Consider the following 19163-nt stretch of genomic DNA (forward strand, 5'->3'; position numbering starts at 1 on the left):
TTTCAGACACATAAACACCCCCCCCCCCCCCCCCCGAGCCGTAGTTTGGCTCCACTCACCCCGCGACTCGCCCACCCCCCCCCAAACCCCCCCACGCCGGGTGTCACACCGCGACGGGGAGTTTTGCCGGGCCGCGCAGGTTGATGCGGCCGTTCCACTCGATGTCCCCGTCGAACCTGAGGTCCGGGAAGCGGCCCACCAGCCGTTCGATCGCGACACGTCCTTCCAGCCGGGCCAGCGCCGCGCCGAGGCAGTGGTGCGGACCGGCCCCGAACGAGACGTGCTGCCGGGCGTCCGCGCGGTCGATCCGGAGCAGGTTCGCGTCCTCGCCCCAGAACCGCTCGTCGCGGTTGGCAGAGCCGAGGCAGGCGAGCACGAAGGTGTTCGCCGGGATTTCCTTGCCCCGCACGACATGCGGCGCGGTGGTGACCCGCCGGGTCTGCTGCACCGGGCTGTCGTAGCGGAGGAACTCCTCGACGGCGTTGCCCGCCAGCTCCGGCCGGGCGCGCAGCAGCGCGAGCTGATCCGGGTTCCGCAGCAGCGCGACTGTCCCGTTCGCGATCAGGTTGACCGTGGTCTCGTGCCCGGCGATGTAGAGCAGGGCGACCTGCGCGATCAGCTCGTCGTCGCCGAGCTTGTCCCCCTCGTGCTCGGCGGCGATGAGCGCGCTCAGCAGGTCGTCGGCCGGATGCTCGCGTTTCCAGGTGAGCACCTCCCTGATGAGCGCGGCGATCTCGTCGCTCGCCTCGGAGATGGCCCGGATGGTCTCCTCGTCGGCGACCACCTCGAGCGAACGGACCAGGGTGCCGCTCAGCTCGCGGATGCGCTCGTGGTCGGTCGGTGGCATGCCGAGCATCCGCGAGATGACCGTGAACGGCAGCGGGAACGCCAGCGTCTCGGAGAGATCCACCCATCCGGCGGCGGCGATCCCGTCGAGCAGGGAGTCGACGATCCCGGTGATCTCGGGTTCCATCGCCGCCACCGAACGCGGCGTGAACACCTTCGTCACCAGCGAGCGCAGCCGCGTGTGGTCGGGCGGGTCGCGGTCCAGCATCGAGAGGTTGAGGATGGTCACGCCGTCCTCGCTCAGCTGATCGTGCTGCGCCCGGAACTCGGGATCGGTGACCAGCCGCTCGTCGACCGAGAGGCCCGCGCGCAGGATCGCCGCCACGTCCTCGTATTCCGTGAGGAGCCAGAAGCCGAACGGGTGCTGGTGCACCGGGTCGGCCGTCCGCATGCGCTGGTACGCCGGGTACGGGTCGTCGGTGAAGCCGGGCTCGAACGGGTTGAACAGCAGTTCCGTGTCGGTCATCGCTGCCTCCTGAAGGCTGTTCGCCTCATGCCGTGGCCGCGCCACGGGCGGCGAAGAGAGGGCACCACCGCGGCATCCGGCGGTGGCGCGGAGCCTGGTGCGCCGCCGGGATCCGTCCCGGGTCCAGGCGGACCCCGGTCGCCTGGTACAGCCGCCCGCGGTGATGGTCGTCCAGCTCGGCCAGCGCCGGATGACCGGTGCACGCGTCCAGGAGCAGCCGCGCCGCGGGCATGACCGCGGCGAGTTCGTGCCACAGCCGGACGAGCGCCGCGTGGACGTCCGCGGGATCCTCCTCCAGCACGGCGTCCAGGCGCGCGTCGAACGCCCGGTACCACCGGAACTGCACCTCCCGCAGGAACCCGTCGAAGCCGCCGAACTCCGCGTCCAGTTCGGCCCGCCGTCCTGCCGGGATCACCGGCAGCCCTGACTCCGCGATTTCCCCCAGCACCGCCTGGACCACCCGCTGGCGGCGGTGCAGCTCGTTCCACGACATACCCCTGCACCTACTCCGTGTCGGAAACATACACTGCGTATGTCGTATACTCCGCGCATGCCTTCTGTCAAGAGCCGGCGCGAGCAGTACTCGCAGGCGACCAAGGCCGCGCTGATCGAAGCGGCCACCCGGCGGTTCGCCGAACACGGCTTCGCGGGGACCTCGCTCGAGGACGTCGCGGCCGACATCCAGGCCACCCGTGGCGCGGTCTACCACCACTTCTCGAACAAGACGTCGTTGTTCCGGGCGGTGTTCGACGAACTGGAAACCGGGATGATGCGCCAGGTCACCGAATCGCGGGAGAACTCGGCGGATCCGTGGCAGGCCGCGCTCGCGGCCATGGCGAAATTCCTCGACCAATGCTGTGACCCGGTCTACGGGCGGGTGGTCTGGCAGGAGGCGCCCATCGCGCTCGGCTGGCGCGAATGGCAGGAATGCGAGGCGCAGTACGCCTACGGCTTCATCGAGCAAATCCTGCGGGAACTCGTCGACAACGGCGAAGTCCGGCCGTTGCCCCTCGAACCGACGACCCGCATCACCTTCCACATTCTCGGCACCGCGGGAATGGCACTCGCCGAAGCGTCCGAAGAGGACAAACCGAGGATCAGGGCCGAGTACGCCGAAGTCATCGGGCAGCTGATCAGCGGCATCCGGGTCGAGCGACCGTCCTGACCGGACACGAGAAAAGGGCGGGTGCCCCGCGCAAGCAGGACACCCGCCCCTCGTGGTGCGTTACCGGAACAGCTCAGCTCTTCGAGCCGCCGATCTGCTCCTTGACCCAGGCCGCGTGCGCGGTGACGTCGGTGTAGATACCGGCCTTCTCCGGGCAGTTCGCCGTCTGCCCCCGGCTGGTCGCGCCGACCAGCGCCCACTTGTCGCCGTCCTTCACCACGGCAGGCCCGCCCGAATCGCCGTAGCAGGCGCTGACCTTGCCACCCTGGTTGTCCATGCACAGCTCGGTCTTGGCGTCGAAGTCACCACAGGCACTCGCCGCCGCGATCTTCGTGTCGACCTGCTGCAACTTGACCGGAGCCTCGCCGCAGCCCCGGGTCGGACAGGTCTGACCCCAGCCGATCTCCCGCACCGCCGCGCCCTCCTTGGGCTTGGCCGAGGCGATCGAGATGGGGGCCGTCTTCACCGGCTTGGCCAGGTGCACCAGGGAAATGTCGTAGTTCCCCTGCCCCTGCCAGCTCCACTTCGGATGCGGGATGAACTTGTCCACCGCGACGACCTCGCCACCCTTGGTCCGGTCGGTGCTGCCGATGCGGTACTGCCACTGCGCCGGGTCCTCGACGCTGTTGTCCTGATTGGTCACACAGTGCCCCGCCGACACCAGCCACTGCTCGGCGATCAGCGAAGCACCGCAGTTGTGCTGCCCGTCCTTGGTCTGCATGGACGCCATGAACGGATAGGTCTCCGTCGCGTCACTTCCGCCGATGATGAACGGCTGCACCCCGCCGTCCGGCGCCGGTGCGGCGGCGGCCGGGGTGACGAAACCGAGAAGCGCGGCGGACGCGGCCAGCAATCCCGCGACCATGGACCGTTTCCTCATAAGATCCCCTTCCTTTCCTTGCGGTCAGTTATTTTCACCCTGATCGCAGAGGACGTTAGGGGGCGAGCGCACGACCTCGGTACCTACGATCGTCGGAACCGGTCTTTACTATCGAATACCCCGTGAACCGTAACCGGAATCAGCCGGAAGAATCCTCTGTGGACAGATTTACCCCGGTCCTCCGGCACGAGACGAAAGTAGGGGAACGCGAATCCCGTTCCCCGCTTGGCCATTATTGGGACGCCCGTACCGCCGCGAGAACATCGTCGGTGGCCGGGTCGAGAATGTCGTCGAAATCGTGGTGCCGGGCAACGTACTTCGCGACGAACGGGCAGACCGCCACGATCCGCCCGCCGTCGGCGCGGGTGAGTTCGAGGGCCCGCGCGATCAGCGCGCTCGCCAGGCCCCGCCCCGCGAACCGCTCGTCGATTTCGGTGTGGAAGAAGACCCGCCGTCCCTCGTGCTCGAGGAACTCGGCGAACCCGGCGGCCTCGCCGTCGGCGGTGATCTCGTACCGGTCCTTCTCGGCCGATCGGGTGACCACGACGTTCTGCTGCTCTGCCATGGCCTCAGCCTAGGCCGGGCCCCGCGGCTACGCTCGGCCATGAGACCGGCACGACGCCGGCCGCAGGCGCACAGGAGAGCGGATGAGCAACCTCGAAACCACACCCGCGGAGCTGACCTGCGCCGGCGACGGCGAAACCGCGCCCGGCCTGGTCCTCACCCCGCGCGAGGTGCCGCTCGGCGGGCCGCGCGGGATGACCGTGCGCCGGACGCTGCCCCAGCGGGCCCGGTCGCTCATCGGCGCCTGGTGCTTCGCCGACCACTACGGGCCCGACGACGTCTCCGGCACCGGCGGGATGCGGGTCGCCGGGCATCCGCACACCGGGCTGCAGACGGTGTCCTGGCTGTTCGACGGCGAGGTCGAGCATCGCGACACGGTCGGCACCCACGCGCTCGTCCGCCCCGGCGAGGTCAACCTGATGACCGCGGGCAACGGCATCGCGCACTCCGAGTACTCGACCCCGGCCACCAAGGTCCTGCACGGCGCTCAGCTGTGGGTGGCGCTGCCCGAGCGGCACCGGTTCGCCGCGCCCGCCTTCGAGCACTACGCACCGCCCGTGGTCGACCACGACGGCGCGCGCGTGCTCGTCTTCCTGGGCTCCCTGCTCGGCAGCTCGTCGCCGGTGCACACGTTCACCCCGTTGCTGGGCGCCGAAATCACCCTGCGCGCGGGCCGGGAGCTGCGGCTCGACGTCGATCCCGCCTTCGAACACGGCGTGCTCGTCGACACCGGAGAGGTCCGCGCCGCCGGTGTCACCGCGGGACCGGGCCACCTCATCTACCAGCCGACGGGCCGCCTGCGGCTGGACCTCGTGGCGGCACCGGACCGCGATGCCCGCGTGCTGCTGCTCGGTGGCGAACCGCTGGGCGAGAAAATCGTCATGTGGTGGAACTTCATCGGCCGATCGCACGAGGACATCGCCGCCTACCGCGAGCAATGGCAGGCGGAGCGGGCGAACCCCGGCACGGACGAAGCCCGGTTCGGCGCGTTCCCCGCGCAGTGGGTGGAAACGCTCGCCGCGCCGGAACTGCCCCACGCGCGGCTGCGCACGCGAGGATGACGCCCGCTCAGCCCGGGAGGTCGCCGATCTCCCACAGCCCCAGCGCTTTGTCCGCGTAGGCGCCGTCCTCCTCGGTGCAGCCTTCGAGGAGGACGGCCGGCGGCTCGGGGAAACCGAACGGCTCCCGGCACAGGTTCAGCGGCCGCCAATCCCCCGTCGGGATGTCGGTGTTGGTGGTCAGCTCGACGAACGTGGTGGTCAGCAGGTAGCGGGACCCGCTGCGCTTGAGGTTCTCCACGGCCCGCCGGATGTCGTCGAAGCTCAAGTGCACCAGGCAGTCCCGGCACAGCACCGCGTCCGCCTTCGGGAGCGGGTCCGCGGTCAGGTCCAGGACCTGGAACTCCCGCGTGCCGTCGCGCCCGTACCGCTCGGTGTTGCGGTCCACCAGCTCGGCGACGATGTCCCCGCCGACGTACCGTTCCACGCCGAGATCGACGCCGCTCAGCCACCCGAAGTCACCGCACGGCAGGTCGAGCAGCGTGCGCACGCCGAAGCGGCTCAGCAGCTCCGGAAGCCGGACGCGCAGCTCGCGAGTCTGTTCGAGTTCCGATCCCTGTCCGGACACCGAATCGTCCGAACCCCACAGATTGTTCCGGAAGATATGGGTGAAGCGCTCCCGGGTGCCCATCCGCGCGAGTTCGTCGGCGTGCTGTTCGTAACTGCGCTGTGCCACCGTGATCGGCCGATCGTCCATGTCGCCACCATACTGATCACCGGCGGGAAAGCGCTCCCTTTTCCGGCCCCTCGGCTACCGCGGCACGGCCGCTCGCACGGGACGGCGGGAAAAGCGCAGGGCACCGTCGTCGATCTTGCCGTACCGCAGGTTCACGACGTCGTGCGCGTAGCTCATGCCGAGCTGCCACGGGGCACGCGAACCGGCGCGCGGGAACTCGGCGATGGAACGCCGCACGTAGCCCGCGTCGAAGTCCATCAGCGGCTGTTCGGTGACCGACGGGTCGTCGTTGACCGGGACGAACTGGTCGTACCCTCGGGTGTCGAGATACCGCAGCAACCGCACGACGAATTCGCTGACGAGGTCGGCCTTGAGCGTCCACGACGCGTTCGTGTAGCCGATCGTGAACGCGAAGTTCGGTACGCCGGACAGCATCATTCCCTTGTACGCCATGGTTTCCGGAAGTTCGACCGCGCGTCCGTCGACGGCGAGCCGGATGCCGCCGAAGGCCAGCAGCCGCAGCCCGGTCGCGGTGACGACGATGTCCGCGTCGAGTTCGGTGCCGGATTCCAGGCGCAGCCCGGACTCGGTGAACGTCGCGATCCGATCGGTGGCCACCGACGCGCTCCCCCGCCGGATCGCGCGGAACAGGTCGCCGTCGGGCACGAGGCACAGCCGCTGGTCCCACGGCTGGTAGCGCGGCTTGAAATGTGTGTCGACGTCGTAGCCGGACGGCAGCAGCCGGGTGTTCGCCCGGCGGATCAGCGCACGCACCAGCCCCGGGCGCCGCCTGCTGAGCTGGTAGAACAGCGTCTGGCTCAGCACGTTCTTCCACCGCGCGATCGGATACGCGCGCCGGGCGCCGAGCAGGCTCCGCAGCCGGTTGGCGAGCGCGTCCTCGGCGGGCAGCGCCATGATGTAGGTCGGCGACCGCTGGAGCATCGTCACGTGGGCGGCCTTGTCCGCCATCGCCGGGACCAGGGTCACCGCGGTGGCGCCACTGCCGATCACGACGACCTGCTTGCCGGCGTGGTCAAGGTCGTCGGGCCAGTGCTGGGGATGCACGACCGTCCCGCCGAACCGCTCGATGCCGGGGAATTCCGGCGTGTGGCCCGCGTCGTAGTGGTAGTAGCCGCTGCACAGGTACAGGAAGTTCGCGGTCAGCGTCACGGTTTCGCCGTCGTGGACGGCTTCCACGGTCCAGCGAGCGTCCTCTGTGGACCATTCCGCCCGCACGACGCGGTGCCCGAACCGGATGTGCCGGTCGATGCCCGCCTCGGCCGCGGTGTCGCGGACGTAGCGCAGGATCGACGGACCGTCCGCGATCGCCTTCGCCTGTGTCCACGGCCGGAACCGGTAGCCGAGCGTGTGCATGTCCGAGTCGGATCGCACGCCCGGGTAACGAAACAGGTCCCACGTCCCGCCGATGGCGTCGCGGGCTTCGAGGATCGTGTACGTCCGCTTCGGGAAGGCCGAGCGGAGGTGGTGTGCCGCGCCGACGCCGGAGAGCCCAGCTCCGACGATCAGCACGTCGACATGTTCGGTCGTCATCGCACGGCCTCCTGGGTCTGGACGGCTTGAGCAGGCGCCGCCACCTCGGCGGTCCGGCGGCGGACGACGGCAAGGCCGCCCTTCCCGGGAGCGTAGGCTATCCCGCGCGAATGCCAGCGCTCGTCGCGCTCGTTCGTCGGCACCAGCGTGTACTCGCGCAGCAGCGTCCGCAGCACGACGTTCAGCTCCATGTTCGCGAAGGCCGCGCCGATGCATCGCCGGGCCCCGCCACCGAACGGGATCCACTGGTAGAGGTCCGGCCGCGTGCCGACGAAGCGGGACGGGTCGAACGCCCGCGCGTTCGGGAAGATCCTTTCGTCATCGTGGATCAGCGCGATGCTGACCAGCACCGCGTGCCCCTTCGGCAGCGTCCACCGGCCGAGCCGGAGGCTGTCGGCCTTGACCTGCCTCGACGTCAGATCGATGACCGGCCGGGTGCGCTGCACTTCGAGGATCGTCGCCTCCCGGAACTCCTTGCCGCCCGCGTCGGTCTCCTCGACGAGGTCACGCAGCACCGCCGGATGGCGGCGCAGCCGTTCGACCGCCCAGGCCAGCGTCGTCGCCGTCGTCTCGTGCCCGGCGGTGAGCAGCGTGAGCAGCTGATCGGCGATCTCGCCGTGGCTCATCGCGGAACCGTCGTCGTAGCGGCTCTGCAGCATCAGGGCGAGGACGTCGTCGCGTCCGTCGAGGTTTTCGTCGTGGGACGCCTTGACGATCAGCCGTTCGACGATCGCGTCGTACTCGCGCCGCATCGCCCGGAACCGGCCCCACGGGCTCCACCGTGCCTCGCCGAACTTCGGCACCGGGACCACGGCCAGCCGCGAACCGAGGGTGACGAAGGGCGGCAAGAGGTCGCGCAATCGGGAGAGCTCGGCGCCCTCGGCGCCGAAGACCGCGCGCAGGATGACGTTGAGCGTGATCCGCATCATCGAGGGCAGCGTCGCGAACGGCCGCTCTTCCGGCCACGAAGCCATTTCACTCAGCGTTTCCGCTTCGACGATCTTCTCGTAGGCGCCGAGACGGCGGCCGTGGAACGGCGGGACGAGGAGTTTCCGCTGCTGCCGGTGCTCCTCGCCGGACAACGCGAAGAACGAGCGAGGGCCGAGCACTCTGCCGAGGTTCACTTCGAGGTTGTCGGCGACCTCGGGGCCGGTCATGAACAGCTGCTTGATCTCGGCGGGATCGCTGATCACCACGGCGCGGCCGAAGATCGGGACGTGCACGGTGAAGGCGTCGCCGTAGCGGTCCCGCAGCCGGCGCATCCCGCGCAGCGGCATCGTCAGCGCGTACGCGCCCTGGAAGGCGCGCGGCGCCGAAGGGCCAGGAGGAAGCTTGACAGTCGTCATCGAGCCGACACCCTTCTCGGCGTGGTACGTCAACGTACCGTCGGTACGGTACGCCGGAGTACCATTGCCGCACAAGAGCTTCTCGGGGACGGGAGGTATAGCGTGACCCCGGTGACGACCGCTCGACAGCGCCATGCCGAGACGATGCCAGCGTCCGAGGAAGCCGGGAAGTTCCGCCAGCGGCTGCTCGACGGCCTCGCCGCGTCGATCGTCGAGGACGGCTACCGGGACACCACCATCGCCGGCATCGTCCGCCGCGCGCGCACTTCGCGCCGGACGTTCTACGAGCACTTCTCCAGCAAGGAAGCGTGTTTCGTCGCCCTGCTCGCCGACGCGAACGCCGAGATGGTGCGGCAGATCGCGGCCGCCGTCGACCGGAGCGCGCACTGGGAAAGCCAGGCGCGGCAGGCGATCGAGGCGTGGATCGCCTGCGCGGAGTCCGAGCCCGCGCTCACGCTGAGCTGGATCCGCGACGTCCCGTCACTCGGCGCCGCGGCCCGTCAGCTGCAGCGCGACACGATGGAAGCGTTCATCGTCATGATCCAGACGTTGTGCGACACCGCCGAATGGCGGGACGCCGGGATCGGGCCGGTACCGCGGCAGCTCGCGATCATGCTGCTCGGCGGGTTACGCGAGCTGACCGCGAGCACCGTCGAGGACGGCGGCCGGATCGGCGACCTCACCGAGGTCGCCGTCCACGCCACCATCGCCCTGCTCGGCCCGCGCCCCTAGCCTCACACCGTCGCGGGGGTCTCCTGGGCCAGCAGCTCGCGCACCCGCGGGACGACCTCGGTGCCGTACAGCTCGATCCCGGTCATCATCCGTTCGTGCGGCAGCGTGCCCTGCGAGTACTTGAGGTCGAAGCGGTCCGCGTCCAGTGCCCGGACGGTCCGCGCGATCTTCCTGGCCACCGTCTCCGGCGAACCGACGTGCAGCGCGCCCTCGTGGACGTCGGCCTCGAACTTCTCCCGCGTCAGCGGCGGCCAGCCGCGCTCGGCGCCGATGCGGTTCATGATCACCCGCGTGTGCGGCCACAGCGTCTCGATCGCCTCTTCGTCGGTCTCGGCGACCAAGCCCGGCGAGTGCACGGCCACCGGCAGCGGCTCCTTGCCGAACTGGTCCAGCGCCCGGTGGTAGAGGTCGACGTACGACGCGAAGCGGACCGGGTCGCCACCGATGATCCCGAGCACCAGCGGGAAGCCGTACTTCGCCGCGCGGACCACCGACTCCGGGCTGCCGCCGACACCGACCCAGGTGCGGATGTGCCCGCTCTCGGTCTTCGGGTACACGTGCTGGTTACGCAGGGCGGCCCGCAGCTCGCCTTCCCAGGTCACGGGCTCTTCGGTGAGCAGCTTCGCCATCAGGTCGAGCTTTTCCGAGAACAGCTGTTCGTAGTCGCCGAGGTCGTAGCCGAAGAGCGGGAACGACTCGGTGAACGAACCGCGGCCGAGGATGATCTCCGCGCGGCCGCCCGAGATCGCGTCGAGCGTGGCGAACCGCTCGAACACGCGCACCGGATCGTCCGAGCTGAGCACGGTGACCGCGGTGCTCAGGTGGACACGCTCGGTACGGCTCGCGATGCCCGCGAGCACCACCTCGGGCGCGGAGATCGCGTAGTCGTCGCGATGGTGCTCACCCACGCCGAAGTTGTCGAGGCCGACCCGGTCGGCGAGGACGCCCTCCTCGATCACGTTCCGGATCACCTGTCCGTAGGGAAGACGCTCCCCGGCGGCGTCGACCGTGACGTCACCGAAGGTGTCCACCCCGAATTTCACGTTCTTGGCCATCTCGTCTTCCCCTGTCGATCGTGCTGTTAGATGCTTCGTCAAGCAACTACACTACCGCCATGCCTTCTTATTCCCGGCCGGCCCAGCCCCTCACCCCCGCCGAGGAGACGCTGTTCCGTACCTGGCTGCGGGCCGCGCGGCTGATCCACCGCGCGTTCGACGAGGATCTGGCGCGTGAGCAGCGGATGTCGCTGCACGAGTACAGCGTGCTGATGCACCTGTCGGAAGCGCCGGAACGCCGCCTGCGCATGGGCGAGCTGGCCGCGGCCGTCGAGATGTCGTTGAGCGGGATGACCCGGCTGGTCACCCAGCTGGAGCGGCTCGGGTTCGTCGAGCGGTGCCGGCTGGAGTCCGACGGCCGCGGCGCGAACGCCGTCCTCACCGACCGCGGGTTCGCCCGCCTCGAAGAGGCCTACCCGACACACCTCGCCAGCGTCCGGCGGCACTTCGTCGACCACCTCGACGGACTCGACATCGCCGAGCTGACCCGCGCCCTGGACGCCTGCGCGGACAGCACCTCGGCGTAATTCGTTCGCGGGTGCCACCGCGTCGTCGTTATGCTCGCCGTGTCCATCGTGGATTCGTCTACCGGGCCCGCGGCTTCAAAGCCCTGTGCCTTAGAAAGAGTGTGTTGATGCCCCGCCTCGCGCCGAGCGCGCCTCGCTTCACCGCGTAACCCTCCGCGTCCCCAGGACGCCGTTCGCGGTGCTCTCATCCGCTCGACCGTGCCCGGATTCTTCCCGGGTCACGGGGCCTTCGCGCGGCCGCTCGGCCTGCTCTTGCTGTTCCCGTACCTTTTCAGCAAGGAGCATCGCGGTGTCCACCACCGACAACACTCGTCAGAACAACACTTTCAAGATCGGTACCTTCGCCTGCGTGCGCTGCGGCCTGACCGTGTCGGCCTTCGCCGCCGACGGCACGCGGCGCAACCACTGCCCGTCATGCCTGCACTCCCGGCACGTCATCGACCACACCGACGACAGCCCGGGTGACTGCCAGGCGCGGATGACCCCCATCGCGATAGCCGTCACGCGCGGCGGCGACTGGATGGTCATCCACCGGTGCGTGCGCTGCGACGAGCTCACGGCGAACCCGATCTGCGCGGACGACAACCAGCTCATCCTGATGCGCATGGCGGTGCGCCCGCTGGCCCAGCCGCCGTTCCCCCTCGAAGTGTTCGGCGACCTGTGATCGTGGCCCGGCAGAAAGGAAACGACATGCCACGACGGAACAACCGCCAGGAACGGGCTCGCGCACAACGGCACAAGGACGTCCTCCACGCCCACGACGGGCACCGCGGCGCGTTCCGGTGCGTCGGGTGCCGCCTCGACGTGCCGCCGGACGCACCGGGCACGGCGCACCGCAACCACTGCCCGCACTGTCTGGCCAGCCTGCACGTCGACCGCCGCGTCCCCGGTGACCGGGCCGCGTCCTGTCGCGGGCGGATGGAGGCACTGTCGATGTCGGTCCGCCCGGACGGCGAATGGCTGATCATCCACCAGTGCCTGACGTGCGGCGAGCTGTCGGCCAACCGCATCGCGGGGGACGACAACGCGCTGGTGCTGCTGCGGCTCGCGCTCAAGCCGTTGCGCGACACCAGGGCGGCGACCCGCACGCTGCTCACCCTGTGAAAACCGGGGCCGCCGAAGCGATCCCTTCGGCGGCCCCGGCCATTCACCGGCCCGCCGCGGCGTCGCCGATGGCTTCGTCCAGAATGGACAGACCGAGCGCGAGTTCCTCCTCGGTGACGGTCAGCGGCGGCGCGATCCGGAACACCCCGCCCATTCCGGGCAGCTGCACGATGTTCATGTGCAGGCCGAGGTCGAGGCAGCGCCGGGTGACCGCCGCGCCGAGTTCGTCGGAACCCCGTTTGGTCTCCCGGTCGGTGACCAGTTCGAGACCGGCGAGCAGGCCCCTGCCGCGGACGTCCCCGACGACCGGATGCCGCTCGGCGATCGCGTCGAGGCCCTGCCGGAGCAGCACACCCAGCCGGGCGGCACGCTCGTCGAGCCGCTCGTTCGTGAGGACGTCGAGAACGGTGTTGCCGACGGCGGCCACCAGCGGGTCGGCGACGTGGGTCGTCAGGAACAGGAACCCGCGCTCGTGGGCCGTCTGCTCGATTTCCGCGCTGGTGAGCACGGCGGCGAGCGGCAGCCCGGCGCCGAGCGTCTTGGACAGGGTCAGGATGTCCGGGACCACGCCGTCGCGTTCGAAGGCGTACCAGGCCCCGGTGCGGCAGAGCCCGGTCTGCGCCTCGTCGAGGATCAGCAGCATCCCGCGTTCCCGGCATTTCTCCCGCAGGGCGGCGAAATACCCGGGCGGCGGTTCGATGATCCCGCCCGAGCTGAGGATCGGCTCCACCACACACGCGGCGAGCGCGCCGACCGACTGCGCGTCGATCATCTCGAACCCGAAGTCCAGCTGACGCCGCCAGTCGAGTTCGCCGTCGGGGGTGGTGAAGTCGGGGCGGTAGGCGTTGGGCACGGGGAGCGCGAAGTTGCCCGGCGCCGCCGGACCGTAACCCTTACGGCCCGCGCTGTAGGTCGCGTTGGCGGCGCCCTGCGTCATCCCGTGCCAGGAACGGGCGAACGAAACGATCTCGTGGCCGCCGGTGACGAGCTTCGCCATCCGGATCGCGGCCTCGTTCGACTCGGCGCCGGTCGTCAGGAGCAGCGCCTTCTCCAGCGGCGCGGGCAGGGAATCCGCGAGCCGCCTGGCGAGGTCGACGACCGGACGGCTCAGCATCCCGCTGAACAGATGGTCCAATGTGGACACCTGGCGCCGCACGGTGGCGACGATCTCCGGATGCGCGTGGCCCAGGATCGCGCTCATCTGCCCGGAGGTGAAGTCGAGGATCCGCCGACCGGTCTCGGTGTAGACGAAGCTCCCCTCGGCATGGTCGATGATCTCGCGGGTGAACGCGGCCCCGCCGGTGTAGCGCACCAGATGGCGGTCGGCGTCGGCCCAGAACGTCGCGGTGGTGGACGGGTCGGTGATCGGAGCAGCCATGTCTCCGACGCTAGGGGCACCCCGAGCGACGCGTCCATCTCACGATTCCGGCTGTGCTGTTCGGCAGAACCGCACAACAATGGCGGCATGCTGAACCCGTGGCGGCTCCGCCTGCTGAGCCAGCTCGACACCCTGGGCACCGTCCGCGCCGTGGCGCAGGCGGCCAACCTGAGCGCTTCGAGCGTGTCCCAGCAGCTCGCGGTGCTGGAGAGCGAAACCCGCACCCGGCTGCTCGAACGGACGGGACGGCGGGTGCGGCTGACCCCGGCCGGGCTGATACTGGCGCGCCGGGCGCGCGCGATCCTCGACCACATGGACACCGTCGAGGCGGAGCTGCGCAGCCTCGGCGAGGAGCCGGTCGGGCTGGTGCGGCTGGGCTCCTTCCAGAGCGCGATCCACACTCTGGCGGTCCCGGCGGTGACCCGGCTCGCGCGCTCGCATCCGCATCTCGACGTCGAACTGCTGGAACTGGAACCGCACGAGAGCATCCCGGCGCTCCAGGTCGGCGACGCCGATCTCATCATCACGACACCGGACTTCGTCGAGCAGCCGCTCGGCCCGGACGTCGACGTGGTCCCGCTGGCCATCGACCCGATCGTGCTCGTGCTGCCCGCCGACCACCCCACGGCGGGCCGGGGACCGGTGGACCTCGCCGCGTGCGCGAACGAGCCGTGGGCGTTCGACATGCCGCAGTCGTACATGGCGAACGTGGCGATCCGGCTGTGCCGTCAGTCCGGTTTCGAGCCGCGGGTGGTGTGCCGCTTCAGCAACTACCTGATGACCCTGCAGCACGTCGAGGCCGGGCTGTCGATCGCGCTGCTGCCCAGCCTCGCCGTCGATCTCCGCTACCGCGTCGCCACCCGCGAACTCGCCACCCCGGTCACCCGCACGATCACCGCCGCGCTCCGGCGAGGTTCACCGCCCCGCGCTGCGGTGAACCTCGTTCTCGACGCGCTCCGGCACCACCCGGCGCTACCCGCCTCCGTGGCGCCCGCCGCCCCGGATCAGGCGGCGGGCGGCCAGGTGTAGAGCTTCTCCGGCGTGATCCGGACGATCAGCCGTTCGGCCGTGGGCTCCGGTGGCGGGGTCGTCCCGCCCATGTACCGGTCGTACATCTCGTGCAGTAGCGTCTTCCCGGGATCCGCGGTGATTTCCACGGTGCCGCGGATTTCGACGTAGCGACCGGTTTCCTTGCCCAGTACGAGCAGGCTGACCCGCGGGTCGCGGCGCATGTTGCGGGTCTTGAGCCGCCCTTCGATGGTGCTGAACACGACCGTGTCGCCCTCCCGCTTGACGAAGATCACCGAGGACTGCGGACGCCCGTCGGCGTTCGAGGTCGCGATCATCGCGGCGTGCGGGCCGTCGAGCAGTTCCCGGGCCAGGTCGGTGAGGTGCGCGGTCATCGGGCTGTTCCTTTCGTCGTCCATATCCCGGTAGACCGGACGACGACCGGAAAGGAATCGGTGCCGGGGAATTTCTTCAGGCGACGGTCAGGACGAGCTTGCCGGGCGCGTGCCCACCGTCGCTGGCCCGTTGGGCTTCGGCGGCGTCGGCGAGCGGGTACACCGTGCCGATCCTGACCCGCAGCTCGCCGCGGGCGGCCCGCTCGACGACCTCGGCCAGATCCTCGGCCCTGCTGCGGTCGTCGCCACCGCCGGAGAACGGGATCCCCAGGTCCTGCGCGGCGGGATCGGCGATCGTGACGATCCGGCCGGTGCCACCGCGCAGGGTGATCGAGTCCGGCAGCGCACCGCGACCCGCCGCGTCGAACACCGCGTCGATGCCCTGGGGTGCCAGCGCACGCACGCGATCGACCAGCCCGTCGCCGTACTCGACCGGGGTCGCCCCGAGCGAGGCGAGGTAGTCGTGGTTGGCCGCGCTCGCGGTGCCGATCACCGTCGCACCGAGGGCCACCGCCAGCTGCGCCGCCAGGCTGCCCACCGCGCCGGCCGCGCCGTGGATCAGCAGCGTCTCCCCCGCGCCGACCTCCAGCACGCGCAGGACACGTCGCGCGGTTTCCCCGGCGACCGGGAGCGTGGCGGCGTCCTCCCAGCCGAGCCCGGCCGGTTTGGCCGCGACCACGGTCGCGAGCGCGTACTCCGCGTACGAGCCGGAATCCGCCCAGCCCACGACCTCCTGGCCCACGGTCAGCCCGGTGACGCCCTCGCCCACCGCGTCCACCACACCGGCGACGTCCAGGCCCGGCGTCGACGGCAACGTCGTGGGGAACACCGCCTGCATCGCCCCGGACCGGATCTTGCCGTCGATGGGGTTGACCCCGGCCGCGTGGACCTTGACCCGCACCTGGCCCTGCCCGGGTTCCGGAATGTCCACTTCGGACAGCTGGAGCACCTCGGGGCCACCGAACCGGTCGAACGTGATCGCCTTCATGCCGCTTCCCTTCCGACTGCTGTTCCGCATTTACCTGTCCGAACAGGCAACTCCGGCGACCTCTTCCGAGCGGGCGACGAATGTGACCCAGGACACGAATACCGCCAAGGTTAGTACGGCCGCGCGCCGACGTCATCCCGATGACTGCGCGAGCAGGTAACCTGCGAGTTCGACGGGACGAGAGGACGGTCGATCGCGATGAAGCAGCCGGATCCCGGGGCGGCGGCCCCGCCCACCGCGCGCGGCGGCCCGATCAGCCACGCGATCTTCCGGGTGGCCCGCCTGCACCGCATGCTGGCGGGCCAGCTGCTGCGCCAGGCCGGGCTCCATCCCGGGCAGGAACTGCTGATGATGCACCTGTGGGACGCGGGCCCGCAGCGCCAGACGGACCTCGTCGCCGTGCTCGGTTCCGACTCGGCGACCGTGACCAGGACGGTCGCCCGGCTGGAACGGGCCGGTTTCGTCCGCCGCACGTCCTGCCCGCACGACCGGCGGGTCACCATCGTCACCCCCACTCCCGCGAGCCTGGCGCTGCGCCGCGAGGTCGAACAGATCTGGCGGCGGCTGGAGGAACTCACCGCCGATGGCCTGACCGCCGGCGAACGGGACACCGCCCTCGATGTACTGGAGCGGCTCGAACACAACCTCACCGCCGCCACCGCGGAACGCTGCGCTCGGACGTCACCGCCGCCTCGCCGCTCGTGATCCGTCGCGACACGGGGCGCGCGTTCCGGAGTTAGGGTCGCGAGTATGCGCTTTGGTATTTCCCTCCCCCAGTTCTTCGCCGACGGCGAGTTCGACCCGGCCGGCTTCCGCGCGTTCCTGCGGCGCGCCGAGGAACTCGGTTTCGACAGCGGCTGGACGCAGGAGCAGGTCCTCGGCTCGATGCCGCATCTGAGCCCGATCGAGACGATGACCTACGCCGCCGCCTGCACCGAGCGGCTCCGGCTCGGCTGCGCGGTGTTCGTCTCTCCCCTGCACAATCCGGTCCACCTCGCCAAGCAGCTCGGCACACTGGACCAGCTCAGCCGGGGACGGCTGGACGTCGGCATCGGGACCGGCGGCAAGGGCCGGGCTTTCGGCGCGTTCGGCATCGAGGCCGAGGGCCTGGTGTCGCGGTTCACCGAGGGCCTGCGGCTGATGCGTGAGCTGTGGACCCAGCCGGAGGTGACGTTCGACGGGCGGTTCTGGCAGCTGGAGAACGCCTCCATGGAGCCGAAACCGTTCCAGAAGCCGGGACCGCCGGTCTGGTTCGGCGGCAGTCACCCGAACGCGCTCGCGCGGGCGATCCGGCTCGCCGACGGCTTCTTCGGCGCGGGTTCGTCCACCACCGCGAAGTTCGCCGAGCAGGTCAAACTGCTGCGCGCCGGCCTCGCCGAAGCCGGACGGCAGGACTTCCCGATCGCCAAACGCGTCTACATCGCCGTCGACGACAACCCAGCCCGCGCGCAGACCCGGGTCGCCGACGGACTGGCCGCGCTCTACGGCAAGCGCGGCTTCGAGGACGTCGCCGTCGCGGGCACCGCCAAGGACTGTGTGGACGGTGTGCGCGAGGTGATCGACGCGGGCGCCGAACTGGTCCTGTTCACCCCGCTGTTCGACCAGGCCGAGCAGATGGAGCGCCTCGCCGCGGAGGTCATGCCGCAACTTCCCTGAGGTCCGGCTACTCGCGCTCGGCCCTGCGCAGCCCGTGCGAGGGCGTCCACCACTCGACGACGAGCTTCGTCGCCTCATCGTCGAGGTGGGTATGCACCACCTCGGCGATGTCGACGTGGAAGCGGTCGCCGTCCTCGGTAGCCGGTCCGGTAGGTCCGGTAATGAGGGCCCGGCCGGAGATCTTCGCCTCACCGGGCCACTGCGCTTCGGCACCTTCGACCGGGTCGACCGTGGCGCTGTGCAGGGCGAAGCGCGGATCCCGGCGAAGATCCGCGCCCTTGCGCGCGTTCGGCATCGAACCGAAGACCAGCTCACCGTCCTCGAAGACCACCTCGATCCCGGAGATCCGCGGCGACCCGTCGGCCCGCAAGGTGGCCATGGTCTGATGCCGACGCGCGTCGAACAGCGCCCGAACCCGCCGCGCGAACTCCGGTGCCGCCTGTTCGACGTCCCGCCAAGCCGTCATGCGCTCACGGTACCGACGGCGCAAGCCACGTACAAAGTCCGCAGTTCTTCGACTTCCCCGGCGCCCAGCTGATCGACAGGAGCCTGGCCCAGCGGGTGCCGCCGGGCCCCTGCTGCGCTTGTCGTTTAACCTGGCTTCTTCTTGGCGTCTGGTTGTTGGCTGTTCGTTGAGGGAGCGTGCGATGACGTTGAGAGACGAACCGATCGTGCGGGAGGCCGGGGACGGCGATGTCGTAGCGATCTGCCGGTTCGGCGAGGCGTACATTCGATCGCACTACTCGCCGTTGATCGGCGCTGCGGCCGCGGACGAGCAGGTTCGCAGATGGTGGAACGAGACGCATGTGGGCGCGGCGGTGGCCGATCGTCTCGTGGTCGTCGCCGAGGCCGACGGGCAGTTCGTCGGTGTCGGCCAGCGCGGGCGCAGAGGTGCCGACCACGTGGTCTACAAACTCTACGTTCATCCCGGGCACCGCGGGTACGGGCTGGGCCCACGGTTGCTCGATGCGCTCATCAGGCAGCTGCCCGCCGACGTTGATCGGCTTTGTATCGAACATTTCGTGGCCAACGAGCGCGCGGGGGTGTTCTACGAGCGTGAGGGTTTCGCCGTGGAGCGGATCGAGTCAAGTCCGACCGGAATCCCCGCACTCGGGGTGGTGTGGCGTGCGCGCCCGCTGGCTTCACCCACTCAGCGTGTCGTCAACCACGAGACGGCGAGTGAATGAACGACCCCAGTTGATCATGGGTGCGGCCCTGGGCGATGATTCCTCTTGCGACAGAAGGAAGTTCGGCTCAAGGGCCGCGGTGATCAGTGTGCATGATCGCGGGCGCGACGGCGCTCGGGGACCTGGCCGCGTTTCGCCAGGAGTTCTATGGATGCCTGACAGCGCGGGCAGACGCGTTGTCCCCCGACTGGCCGTATTCGATCGTGACCGCGCCGGAGACGCGGGTTCCGGAACATCCGCGCGAAGATCATCTCACCAGCAGCCGCACCAAAACCCACCCGACCGGGGCCAGGACCGAGACGAACGAGTTGAACAAGCTGAGAAAAGTGGCTTCGGTAGCCACCTCTCCTACCGGGCACCCACGCCCACCGTAGGTTCAAAGGGCATTGGGTAAGTGGAGGATGTTTCTTCTGGGTGTGCGTAAGGGATCTACGTAATCTGGTGGAATGAACTCCGGGAGTCCGTCTTCGGCGATGCGGACTGTCCAGTCGGCTTTGTGCAGCAGCCGGTGGTGAGTCGGGGGGGGGGGGGGGTCCCCCCCCCCCCCCCAGAACACACAGCGGCACACAACCGAAAAACAC

The 19163-nt window shown here is 69.7% G+C and carries 22 protein-coding genes; 10 read left to right on the plus strand and 12 right to left on the minus strand.

Annotation, left to right across the window (positions count from 1 at the left end; all coding sequences use genetic code 11):
- Positions 1 to 103: 103 nt before the first annotated feature.
- Positions 104 to 1312: a cytochrome P450 gene (locus tag ACFWY9_RS29490; protein WP_378323798.1), complete on the minus strand. Its 1209-nt coding sequence runs from the start codon at positions 1310 to 1312 to the stop codon at positions 104 to 106.
- Positions 1313 to 1337: 25 nt separating this feature from the next.
- Positions 1338 to 1805 (minus strand): hypothetical protein, encoded by a 468-nt coding sequence (locus ACFWY9_RS29495; protein WP_378323799.1) that lies wholly within the window; start codon positions 1803 to 1805, stop codon positions 1338 to 1340.
- 57 nt (positions 1806 to 1862) lie between these two features.
- On the opposite strand from ACFWY9_RS29495, the gene ACFWY9_RS29500 reads away from it, so the two are divergent.
- A complete protein-coding gene (locus ACFWY9_RS29500; protein WP_378323800.1) occupies positions 1863 to 2477 on the plus strand; it encodes a TetR/AcrR family transcriptional regulator in 615 nt (204 codons plus the stop codon).
- Between the two features lie 73 nt (positions 2478 to 2550).
- Here the strand turns inward: ACFWY9_RS29500 and ACFWY9_RS29505 are convergent, their stop codons facing one another.
- Positions 2551 to 3357, minus strand: coding sequence for a S1 family peptidase (locus tag ACFWY9_RS29505; protein WP_378323801.1), 807 nt, complete (start codon positions 3355 to 3357; stop codon positions 2551 to 2553).
- A gap of 232 nt (positions 3358 to 3589) precedes the next feature.
- Positions 3590 to 3922 (minus strand): GNAT family N-acetyltransferase, encoded by a 333-nt coding sequence (locus tag ACFWY9_RS29510; protein WP_378340408.1) that lies wholly within the window; start codon positions 3920 to 3922, stop codon positions 3590 to 3592.
- Between the two features lie 82 nt (positions 3923 to 4004).
- On the opposite strand from ACFWY9_RS29510, the gene ACFWY9_RS29515 reads away from it, so the two are divergent.
- A complete protein-coding gene (locus ACFWY9_RS29515) occupies positions 4005 to 4982 on the plus strand; it encodes a pirin family protein (RefSeq protein WP_378323803.1) in 978 nt (325 codons plus the stop codon).
- Positions 4983 to 4989: 7 nt separating this feature from the next.
- Here ACFWY9_RS29515 and ACFWY9_RS29520 read toward each other — a convergent pair whose 3' ends face one another.
- Genes ACFWY9_RS29520 through ACFWY9_RS29530 form a run of 3 tightly spaced genes read right to left on the minus strand, consistent with a single transcriptional unit; the run spans position 4990 to position 8552 of the window.
- The gene (locus ACFWY9_RS29520) at positions 4990 to 5676 is read right to left on the minus strand and encodes a class I SAM-dependent methyltransferase (RefSeq protein ID WP_378323804.1); all 687 of its coding nucleotides are present in this window, start codon (positions 5674 to 5676) and stop codon (positions 4990 to 4992) included.
- A gap of 54 nt (positions 5677 to 5730) precedes the next feature.
- Entirely contained in the window at positions 5731 to 7206 is a 1476-nt protein-coding gene (locus ACFWY9_RS29525) for a flavin-containing monooxygenase (RefSeq protein WP_378323805.1), read from the minus strand.
- Positions 7203 to 8552 (minus strand): cytochrome P450, encoded by a 1350-nt coding sequence (locus tag ACFWY9_RS29530; RefSeq protein WP_378340409.1) that lies wholly within the window; start codon positions 8550 to 8552, stop codon positions 7203 to 7205. The genes ACFWY9_RS29525 and ACFWY9_RS29530 overlap by 4 nt, the downstream gene beginning before the upstream one ends.
- 144 nt (positions 8553 to 8696) lie before the next feature.
- Between ACFWY9_RS29530 and ACFWY9_RS29535 the strand changes: the two genes are divergently transcribed.
- Positions 8697 to 9284, plus strand: a complete 588-nt coding sequence (locus ACFWY9_RS29535; RefSeq protein ID WP_378324009.1) for a TetR/AcrR family transcriptional regulator — start codon at positions 8697 to 8699, stop codon at positions 9282 to 9284.
- 2 nt (positions 9285 to 9286) lie between these two features.
- On the opposite strand, the gene ACFWY9_RS29540 is transcribed toward ACFWY9_RS29535, so the two are convergent.
- On the minus strand, positions 9287 to 10339 hold the full coding sequence (locus ACFWY9_RS29540; RefSeq protein WP_378323807.1) for an LLM class flavin-dependent oxidoreductase: 1053 nt from the start codon (positions 10337 to 10339) through the stop codon (positions 9287 to 9289).
- A gap of 59 nt (positions 10340 to 10398) precedes the next feature.
- Between ACFWY9_RS29540 and ACFWY9_RS29545 the strand changes: the two genes are divergently transcribed.
- The 3 genes from ACFWY9_RS29545 (at position 10399) to ACFWY9_RS29555 (ending at position 11970) form a co-directional block, all read left to right on the plus strand.
- Positions 10399 to 10866, plus strand: a complete 468-nt coding sequence (locus tag ACFWY9_RS29545; protein ID WP_378323808.1) for a MarR family winged helix-turn-helix transcriptional regulator — start codon at positions 10399 to 10401, stop codon at positions 10864 to 10866.
- A gap of 289 nt (positions 10867 to 11155) precedes the next feature.
- The gene (locus ACFWY9_RS29550; protein ID WP_378323809.1) at positions 11156 to 11530 is read left to right on the plus strand and encodes an RNHCP domain-containing protein; all 375 of its coding nucleotides are present in this window, start codon (positions 11156 to 11158) and stop codon (positions 11528 to 11530) included.
- Positions 11531 to 11556: 26 nt separating this feature from the next.
- Entirely contained in the window at positions 11557 to 11970 is a 414-nt protein-coding gene (locus tag ACFWY9_RS29555; RefSeq protein ID WP_378323810.1) for an RNHCP domain-containing protein, read from the plus strand.
- Between the two features lie 43 nt (positions 11971 to 12013).
- On the opposite strand, the gene ACFWY9_RS29560 is transcribed toward ACFWY9_RS29555, so the two are convergent.
- Entirely contained in the window at positions 12014 to 13348 is a 1335-nt protein-coding gene (locus ACFWY9_RS29560) for an aspartate aminotransferase family protein (RefSeq protein ID WP_378323811.1), read from the minus strand.
- Between the two features lie 87 nt (positions 13349 to 13435).
- Between ACFWY9_RS29560 and ACFWY9_RS29565 the strand changes: the two genes are divergently transcribed.
- Complete coding sequence (locus tag ACFWY9_RS29565) at positions 13436 to 14377, plus strand: LysR family transcriptional regulator (protein WP_378323812.1); 942 nt, start codon at positions 13436 to 13438, stop codon at positions 14375 to 14377.
- Here the strand turns inward: ACFWY9_RS29565 and ACFWY9_RS29570 are convergent.
- Together ACFWY9_RS29570 and ACFWY9_RS29575 are read right to left on the minus strand one after the other, a co-directional pair.
- Positions 14353 to 14751: a PPOX class F420-dependent oxidoreductase gene (locus ACFWY9_RS29570; RefSeq protein WP_378323814.1), complete on the minus strand. Its 399-nt coding sequence runs from the start codon at positions 14749 to 14751 to the stop codon at positions 14353 to 14355. The genes ACFWY9_RS29565 and ACFWY9_RS29570 overlap by 25 nt on opposite strands.
- Positions 14752 to 14827: 76 nt before the next feature.
- Entirely contained in the window at positions 14828 to 15739 is a 912-nt protein-coding gene (locus ACFWY9_RS29575) for an NADP-dependent oxidoreductase (protein WP_378323815.1), read from the minus strand.
- A gap of 198 nt (positions 15740 to 15937) precedes the next feature.
- Here ACFWY9_RS29575 and ACFWY9_RS29580 point away from each other — a divergent pair, with 198 nt between their 5' ends.
- The gene (locus ACFWY9_RS29580) at positions 15938 to 16444 is read left to right on the plus strand and encodes a MarR family winged helix-turn-helix transcriptional regulator (RefSeq protein WP_378323817.1); all 507 of its coding nucleotides are present in this window, start codon (positions 15938 to 15940) and stop codon (positions 16442 to 16444) included.
- A gap of 45 nt (positions 16445 to 16489) precedes the next feature.
- On the plus strand, positions 16490 to 17395 hold the full coding sequence (locus tag ACFWY9_RS29585; protein WP_378323818.1) for an LLM class flavin-dependent oxidoreductase: 906 nt from the start codon (positions 16490 to 16492) through the stop codon (positions 17393 to 17395).
- 7 nt (positions 17396 to 17402) lie between these two features.
- Here the strand turns inward: ACFWY9_RS29585 and ACFWY9_RS29590 are convergent, their stop codons facing one another.
- Positions 17403 to 17861, minus strand: a complete 459-nt coding sequence (locus ACFWY9_RS29590; protein ID WP_378323820.1) for a pyridoxamine 5'-phosphate oxidase family protein — start codon at positions 17859 to 17861, stop codon at positions 17403 to 17405.
- A gap of 181 nt (positions 17862 to 18042) precedes the next feature.
- Between ACFWY9_RS29590 and ACFWY9_RS29595 the strand changes: the two genes are divergently transcribed.
- A complete protein-coding gene (locus ACFWY9_RS29595) occupies positions 18043 to 18582 on the plus strand; it encodes a GNAT family N-acetyltransferase (protein ID WP_378323822.1) in 540 nt (179 codons plus the stop codon).
- Positions 18583 to 19163 lie beyond the last annotated feature (581 nt).

The organism is Amycolatopsis sp. NPDC059027 (genome assembly GCF_042739735.1).
Lineage (GTDB): Bacteria > Actinomycetota > Actinomycetes > Mycobacteriales > Pseudonocardiaceae > Amycolatopsis.